At 41.5% G+C, this 7,401-nt stretch carries 9 protein-coding genes; 3 read left to right on the top strand and 6 right to left on the bottom strand.

Annotation, left to right across the window (positions count from 1 at the left end; translation table 11 throughout):
- Window positions 1–148: 148 nt before the first annotated feature.
- Window positions 149–376 carry a hypothetical protein gene (locus GN217_RS15365; RefSeq protein ID WP_156857535.1) on the bottom strand — a complete coding sequence of 76 codons (228 nt, stop codon included), beginning with the start codon at window positions 374–376 and terminating at the stop codon, window positions 149–151.
- A 260-nt stretch (window positions 377–636) separates the two neighbouring features.
- Here GN217_RS15365 and pdaB point away from each other — a divergent pair, with 260 nt between their 5' ends.
- Window positions 637–1,389 (top strand): polysaccharide deacetylase family sporulation protein PdaB, encoded by a 753-nt coding sequence (gene pdaB, locus GN217_RS15360; RefSeq protein WP_156857534.1) that lies wholly within the window; start codon window positions 637–639, stop codon window positions 1,387–1,389.
- A 596-nt stretch (window positions 1,390–1,985) separates the two neighbouring features.
- Here pdaB and GN217_RS15355 read toward each other — a convergent pair.
- On the bottom strand, window positions 1,986–2,660 hold the full coding sequence (locus GN217_RS15355) for a KinB-signaling pathway activation protein (protein WP_156857533.1): 675 nt from the start codon (window positions 2,658–2,660) through the stop codon (window positions 1,986–1,988).
- A gap of 279 nt (window positions 2,661–2,939) precedes the next feature.
- On the opposite strand from GN217_RS15355, the gene gerD reads away from it, so the two are divergent.
- Window positions 2,940–3,593: a spore germination lipoprotein GerD gene (gene gerD / locus GN217_RS15350; RefSeq protein WP_156857532.1), complete on the top strand. Its 654-nt coding sequence runs from the start codon at window positions 2,940–2,942 to the stop codon at window positions 3,591–3,593.
- 83 nt (window positions 3,594–3,676) lie between these two features.
- Here gerD and GN217_RS15345 read toward each other — a convergent pair whose 3' ends face one another.
- A complete protein-coding gene (locus GN217_RS15345; RefSeq protein ID WP_156857538.1) occupies window positions 3,677–4,732 on the bottom strand; it encodes an Mrp/NBP35 family ATP-binding protein in 1,056 nt (351 codons plus the stop codon).
- A 91-nt stretch (window positions 4,733–4,823) separates the two neighbouring features.
- Window positions 4,824–5,543, bottom strand: coding sequence for an N-acetylmuramoyl-L-alanine amidase CwlD (gene cwlD / locus GN217_RS15340; RefSeq protein ID WP_156857531.1), 720 nt, complete (start codon window positions 5,541–5,543; stop codon window positions 4,824–4,826).
- A 692-nt stretch (window positions 5,544–6,235) separates the two neighbouring features.
- Between cwlD and GN217_RS15335 the strand changes: the two genes are divergently transcribed.
- Window positions 6,236–6,679 carry a DUF948 domain-containing protein gene (locus GN217_RS15335; RefSeq protein ID WP_156857530.1) on the top strand — a complete coding sequence of 148 codons (444 nt, stop codon included), beginning with the start codon at window positions 6,236–6,238 and terminating at the stop codon, window positions 6,677–6,679.
- 56 nt (window positions 6,680–6,735) lie between these two features.
- On the opposite strand, the gene GN217_RS15330 is transcribed toward GN217_RS15335, so the two are convergent.
- Window positions 6,736–6,951 (bottom strand): hypothetical protein, encoded by a 216-nt coding sequence (locus GN217_RS15330; RefSeq protein ID WP_156857529.1) that lies wholly within the window; start codon window positions 6,949–6,951, stop codon window positions 6,736–6,738.
- A complete protein-coding gene (locus GN217_RS15325; RefSeq protein WP_156857528.1) occupies window positions 6,941–7,399 on the bottom strand; it encodes a DUF948 domain-containing protein in 459 nt (152 codons plus the stop codon). The genes GN217_RS15330 and GN217_RS15325 overlap by 11 nt, the downstream gene beginning before the upstream one ends.
- Window positions 7,400–7,401: the final 2 nt, after the last annotated feature.

Raw genomic sequence — 7,401 nt, 5'->3', positions numbered from 1 at the left:
TTAGAATGAGAGTGAGTCATCGTGATTTACCTCCGTATGTTTATGGTTTTGGTCAACTTTAACTATACGTGGTTTCACGATGGCTTTCTATTTATTTAGCTGTTGCATTTCATTTTACAATGAAGCCCAAACTAATAAATCATCTTTTTCAGCTTTTCTTATACTGACTTCTAGCCGGTATATATGGCAGGCAATCTTCTTTGCTAGCCACACGCAACAGAAGTTGAAAGAGTTTTTCATACCTTTCTCTCATCGACTTCTTCAGTAATGCGTCGATACGATTGTCTTCCAAATCCATTAATAGTTCTTCTAACTCCCGTTTGATTAAATACTCCATTTCCTTTTGTTCCATTTCATTTATTAATAATCCCAGCATTCCTGTTCACTCCAAACATATTAACTTTTTTCACCATTTCTTCCTTTACCTAATATAATTATACGCATATATGCGGGTTAAGCAGAATTTCGTCGGTTATTTATAGATTTTCATGTTAATTTACTATTCCCGAATTTTCTCTTCATACAACATCTTTTTAAACTTTCTTCTAAACCCAGCTCATTACATGATGTTTTTCATTTTTTTAGTTTCCCATCATATAGATGAAGTAAGGACAAGTTATCCAAGGAGGAACGAAAATGGATCATTTCTATGTATTCAGCTTTAAAAAGAGAAGAAGATATTTCACGCTTAGTCTTGTATTGCTATTAGCCGCTGGTTTTTTCATATTTCAATCCAACATACTTGGCAGTAACGCAAGTGATGAAGTTGCACTAACAAAGGGGAGCGTGGAAGAACCGAATATTGCACTTACCTTTAACATCAGTTGGGGAGAGGAGAAAGTTCATGATATCCTCGATACATTGAAACAGGAAGAAGTACAAGCAACCTTCTTCCTAAGTGGAGAGTGGGCAGAGCGTCATCCGGCCATTGTTGAAAAAATCACAGAGGATGGACATGAAATTGGAATACTCGGGTATAGATATAAAAGCTATGTAGAACAGGATTTGGAAGAAGTGAGGAGAGACTTATTCCTTGCTCAAGAAGCATTTGAAAAGCTTGGATTTGAAGATATCAACTTACTTCGGACTCCTAGCGGACGGTTTAATGAAGAGATTCTGGATCTTGCTGAATCAATGGGATTTGAAGTGGTGCACTGGAATATCAATCCAAATGATTGGAAGAACCCAGGTACAGAAAACATTGTAGATGTTGTTATGAATGATACAACGAATGGAGATATCATTCTGCTTCACGCATCCGATAGGGTCAAACAGACGGCCTCCGCTCTAGAAACAATTCTACCTGGTTTGAAAAGTAAAGGATTAAATTTTGTACCAATTAGCGAGTTAATCAGTCAAGCCCATGCCGATATTGAGTTGATTGAGTAATTTTTTCAGATTGGGATAACCATCCCTCTGTTCTCACCACCATAAAGTGAAACTTCATTCAGCGGGGGGTTTCCTACCGTTTCCTACCTCCCCCACTGAATCTTAGTGGAACGGAATCAGGGATTTACAGACTGTATATCCCCCACCTTCACTTCACATCTTGGGCTTCCTCCTGTTTAGGGGTGGGGTATTATAGACCGTTAATGCGTGATAAAAGGAGACCTACAGTTTCTACAGGGTATTTTTTCTTAATAGAAAAGCGCCAACCTCAAAATTTGGTCCGGCGCTTTTTGCTTCATTTTTATTAAGTTAATCCATGGCCAAGCTTATACACATTTCCTAATTGATCACTCAAAGGGAGTCTGAGCGGTAATGCACTTGATGATCGATATTTTCCCGTTAAGACTTTGAGCTCGGCCAAATACATATAACCTTTCCGAAGACTTCTTACTTCTAAATTTAGTCGTTTTTCCCTTATATTGATGCCCTTCTTTAACTCGTTGATCTTTCTCTCCCTAGCAAAAGGCTTATACAGGTGAATAATTTAGGTTATATCATATATTAAAGCCGAGCCTTTCCTATAGACTCAAGCTTTTTTACGCTTTTGTTGTTGCGGTTTGTTTGACATTCTTTTTCGGTGTTGTTGTTTCTTTTCTAGCTGGGTCTTTCTTAGACTTGCCGTCTACACGGTTTGCGATTCGGTGTAGGCCAATGATTTGGTACGTATTACATGCAAGTAACGGGGCAAACATTAACCAGACGTAATCCGGACCTTCCGCCATAAGAGCCGGCGTCCATTCTAACGTTGTAATGACAATCATGAAAAACAATGTCGGAATAAAAGCAGATTTATTTGTTTCTTTCTGTTTTAGCTTGGCGACAAACCAAGAATAAAGGTAGAAGAGTAAGGTGCCAAAAATCAACCAATATATTCCTATTTCCCCATCAGACCCTCTGTATGGGAAATAAATTAAATCAAATAATACAAATACGATTAACACAATCTGCACTGCTGGCCAAAAAGAACGAAATAAACTAATTCCGAACCGGTGAATATATAAGTAAGCAAAATATCCAGTCATACTGACAACAGCGAAAGTAAAGCCTAAACCAACAAAAAATGTCAGTAATCCTAATAATTCCATCCAATTGATTGGATTAAGATAGGCAGCATATGTATCCCACTTAACAAAAAAACTTATAATAATACCAGTAGCTCCACCGATGACTAACGTATTGAATAAAAACTTAATCAATTTACGAATATTCAATGTAAATCCTCCTACACTTTCCATGCGTATGTTTGTATTTTAACACGAACAGCAGCTTTTTTCCTCATTTTAACTGTATAGTTGGTAAATTTGTCAATCATATTATAACTAAAAGCAAAGCGCCCGGGTAGCGACGTACACATTGTGCCTTCTAGGACGAAGGGTAGTTCAATATTGCCACATACGTGAGCGTTTATCGGATTTCCTTTTACACAGAGGTGCTGGAAATCCGCTAGTCGCCGGCACGGGAGCTGGACATAAAATGAAAGGTGGTTCATCATGAAAAAGCTTTTCTTCCTCATTCTCTTCATTATTCCCCTAACAGCTTGTGGCGGGAATCAGGCGGCAAAGGATCAAGCAGATTATGAGCAGACAAAAAAGATGGTTGTCGATATCTTGCAGACTGAAGATGGTAAAAAAGCATTAACCGAATTATTCCAAGATGAGAAAGTGAAGCAAGAACTTACAATCCAATCCGATGAAGTGAAATCTGCGATAAATGAAGTATTAGTGAGTGACAAGGGAAAGGAAATGTGGCAATCACTCTTCAAGGATCCAAGTTTTGTCAAAGGATATACAGAAGCTATTCAAAAAGAGCAAACAAAATGGATGAAGAATTTAATGCATGATGCAGAATATCAAAAGCAGGTGCTCGAATTACTGCAGAATCCAGAGGTAACAGCATTGATCTTGGCAACCTTAAAAAGTCAGCAATTTCGCGCTCATTTGGAAGAAACAATCCAGCAAACATTGGAAACCCCGCTATTCCAAGCAAGAATCCAAGAAATTCTTCTAAAAGCCGCTGAAGAACAAGCAAAACAAAATGGTGGAGGTCAGGAGAACAACCAGCGGCAACAGGGTGGTGGTGATGAGCAACAAGGTGCCGAAACACAAAATGAACAAGGAGCTGGCGCTGGTGGTGGAGGCGGTTAAAGGCGGTTAAAGGCGGTTAAAGGCGGTTAAAGGCGGTTAAAGGCGGTTAAAATAAAAAAGAGCCCTCAGGCTCTTTTTTATTTTCATTCTTCCACTTGGGCAACAATTTTCGCAGCGATTCGGCGGAATTCCTGTCCAGTTGGATGGTCTTCTTGATAAACGGATGGCGCGAATACTTCATCATCCATATATGGTTGCTGGAGCGGTAGTTGGCCAAGTACTTTCGTCTTCAATACCTCAGCGAGCTTTTTCCCGCCGCCTTTACCAAAGACATGTTCTTTTTCCCCCGTCACTTTACTTTCAAAGTAAGACATATTCTCGATAACTCCGAGAATCTCATGGTTCGTCTTCATTGCCATCTGACCAGCGCGGGCGGCAACAAATGCGGCCGTCGGATGCGGTGTTGTAACGATTACTTCCTTACAAGTTGGAAGAAGCTCATGAACGTCCATTGCAATATCTCCTGTCCCTGGTGGGAGATCGAGCAATAGATAATCCAAGTCACCCCACTCCACTTCAGAAAAGAAGCTATTCAGCATCTTACCAAGCATTGGACCGCGCCATATGATCGGCGAGTTATCTTCAACAAAGAAGCCCATAGAAATGACTTTCACACCGAAGCGTTCCACTGGGATAATCTTTTTCCCGCGGACGATTGGACGTTCTTCAATCCCCATCATATCTGGAACACTGAACCCGTAGATATCGGCATCAATAACCCCAACCTTCTTTCCGAGCCGTGCAAGCGCTGTTGCAAGATTAACGGTTACTGTCGATTTACCGACACCACCTTTACCAGATGCCACTGCAATAAAGTGCGGATTCACACCACCCATTAAGGAAGCTTCTTTCGCCTGATCGACAGCTGGTTGATGTTCTCGTATGATTTCATCTGGCAATTGTTCGAAACGTAGTCCTACGGTTGTCGCACCATTTTTCTTTAGAATCCCAACAATTTCTTGTTGCATCTGCATCTGTTCGCCGGTATTCAGTTTGGAAATTCCAATCTTCACACTGACGTGCTTTTTTTCCTCCCTAATGGTAACGTTCTTAATCCCGTCTGTTTCTGCTAATGTTGTATGTATAAATGGATCCCTTACCGGACCTAAGAGTTCCATCACCTGTTCTTTTGTTAGCAATGTTGTCACCATCCTTATCTGCATTTATGTACATCCTCAAGTATAACATAAACAACTGAAAACCTAAGTAAAATGCATTGTGATGACGGTTTCACTCTTCCGCTTCAGCTGGCTCTGTAATATAGCGTAGTAACCCCCGGTAAATACTTGCTGCCATCTGTTCCTGATAGTCCTTCTGCTTCAATAACTCCCGCTCTTCAACATTTGATAAAAAACCAATTTCAACAAGAGCACCTGGTGCCTCTGCATGTTTCAACAGATAAATTCCATCAATCTCTAGCGCCTCCCGGTCTGTATTCTCTAGATTACCCCTAATTTCCGCTTGGATCATACGAGCAAGATGTGCATTTTCCTCAAAAGATGGATAATAAAATGTCTGGGCTCCCCGCCATCTCTCTGAAGGTAGAGCATTCAAATGGATGGTCAAAAATAAATCAGGCTGCTTACCCTCAATAAATTGAAGCCGATTTCTTATGTCCTCCGATTTTCTGCGGGAGAGTCCTTTCGTATCTTCATGAGCAAGATCCTCGTCCGCTTCTCGGGTTAAATAAACCAGCGCACCTGCCTGTTGTAAATAGCGCTGCAGTTGTTTCGTAACCATCAGCGCAATATCTTTTTCTACTGTATCATCCTTGCCAACCGCCCCTCCGTCGGGCCCGCCATGTCCCGGATCAAGAACAATCACTTTTCCTGATAATGGGAGTGACCAAGACGCCCAAGTCGTATCCGTCTCCTCAATCGGCATTTGAATCAAATACACTAAGATAAACAAACCAAAGAGCCATGTCCCAACTTTAAAAAGACGCTCCATCCCGTCGCCACCTTTACTATATTACTCAACTACCTGCTAATTACTTTCATTCAGCGTAAGCGCAACTTTTACCTGGAGGTTCGCAGTCCAGACACCTCTCGCTTTCCGCGGGCGGCTGGTGAGCCTCCTCGTAGGCAAGCCCACTGCGGGGTCTCACCAAGCCTATCGACGAACAGGAAGTTCTAATGCCGGCATTGGTCACAGGACGTGACCGTACTTAGCCGGCCTCCCGCAGGAGTCTCGAGGTGTCTGGACTGCTCCGAGGAAAATCTTAATTCGGAGCACTATTTAACATTTCAGAAGTACAATCTTCATCGTGCTAAAATAATCTCCATTCATCATAATCATCTTTACCAGTTCAGTTTCCCGGTGGACGGTGGGTAGCCCAAGGAGGCTTCAGCTGTGCCTTAGGATGCGCATCCGATCATCGGGAAACTAAACGGTGATTAGAGAGCCATTCTGGAGAACGTGTAAAACGCTTACGCCGAATGAAAGCAATCCACATTTTTTCCACATAGACTGCGTAAGTTGAGTATGTTATTAAAATTTTATGGGTGACTGGAAGGGATTATGACTAGGGATATGTGGTAAGCTAGGGTGAAGGAGCAAAAACTTCCACGGAAGAAAGTTTCGTTTTATAATAAGGTTAACGTGGTATGATAAATATATAATGACGGAGAGGAGTTTTTACGATGATTTGGATTGGGATCGGATTAATCATCATCGGAATTGCCCTATTAGCATTGACTGGGATATTAATTAAACCGCTTCATAAGATAGCTGCTATTTTAGCTGACGTAAAAGACACAACGAAGGATCTTCCTGAGACGGTAAAAGATATTAGCAACCAAGCAAATGCGGCCCTCCATACTGGTGTAGACACGCTTCAGCAAATAAATGGACAATTAAAGGAACTGACTCCTATCTTTTACCTTGTTGGAGATGTAGGTAGAGCAACACATGAACTCTCCTCTAATATGGTGAATGCTGTGGAAGACTTCGAAAGGAAAGAAACTGGCACGTTCGCCACAAGGAAAAATTTGGAAGCTTTGTATGGTGCGGCCACCCTAGGGATGATGGTTATCCTGAAGGCTAGAGAACTCAGTAAAGAGAGAAATGTAATCGACAACGAATAATCATTAATTAAAAAAATGCATGGTATCCGCTGAAAAACAGGTACCATGCATTTTTATTATTCCTTTGCGACTAAGCGCGCATCTTGTTTAATCTTCTCAATCAGGTCCGCGCGCTCTGCACCATCCTGGTAGAGCTTTCTTTCCCACGTTTGCGCTTTTTCAAGTAATGAGGGAGCGTCCGCATGCTCATCCCGGTAATTTGCCACAACAGCAAGCACTGCACCGCTCACAATGCCACTAGCAATCGAACAGATTAGATTTTTAGTTACCACCAGTAAATTCCCCTTCAGCATCGTCATTCTTTAATTGTTGGCGTCGCTTCAGCCAGTAATATCCTAATGCGAAAGAACCGTATATACCACCTAATTTATTCGTATCGGCAATACCTTTACCTGCCTCACTCTTCTCTTTCATCGAGTCGGTTACGTCCACTAAAGATGATGTAAACTTTCTTGTTGCATTCCCTACATCACCCACAATATAGAATAATGGGCTCAATTGCTCCATTTTCACATTTACGTCAGCTAAAGTCTGATTACTCTCCCGAATAATATTAGATGTTTCATTCAACATATCATCGAGCTGTCCAGGCAGCTGCTGAACAGTTTTATCCACTCCGGCCAAGACACCAGCCAAATTATTCAACACATGAGCTACGAACACAGCTAACACAAGAAATGCAACACCAATTAATAATACTCCTACACCAACTAATGTCATGT

Origin of the sequence: Oceanobacillus sp. AG, from assembly GCF_009746545.1 — a bacterium.
GTDB classification, from domain to species: Bacteria; Bacillota; Bacilli; order Bacillales; family Amphibacillaceae; genus Oceanobacillus; species Oceanobacillus indicireducens.
The sequence above is the reverse complement of the archived record's forward strand: the minus strand, read 5'-3'. Positions and strand labels throughout refer to the sequence as shown.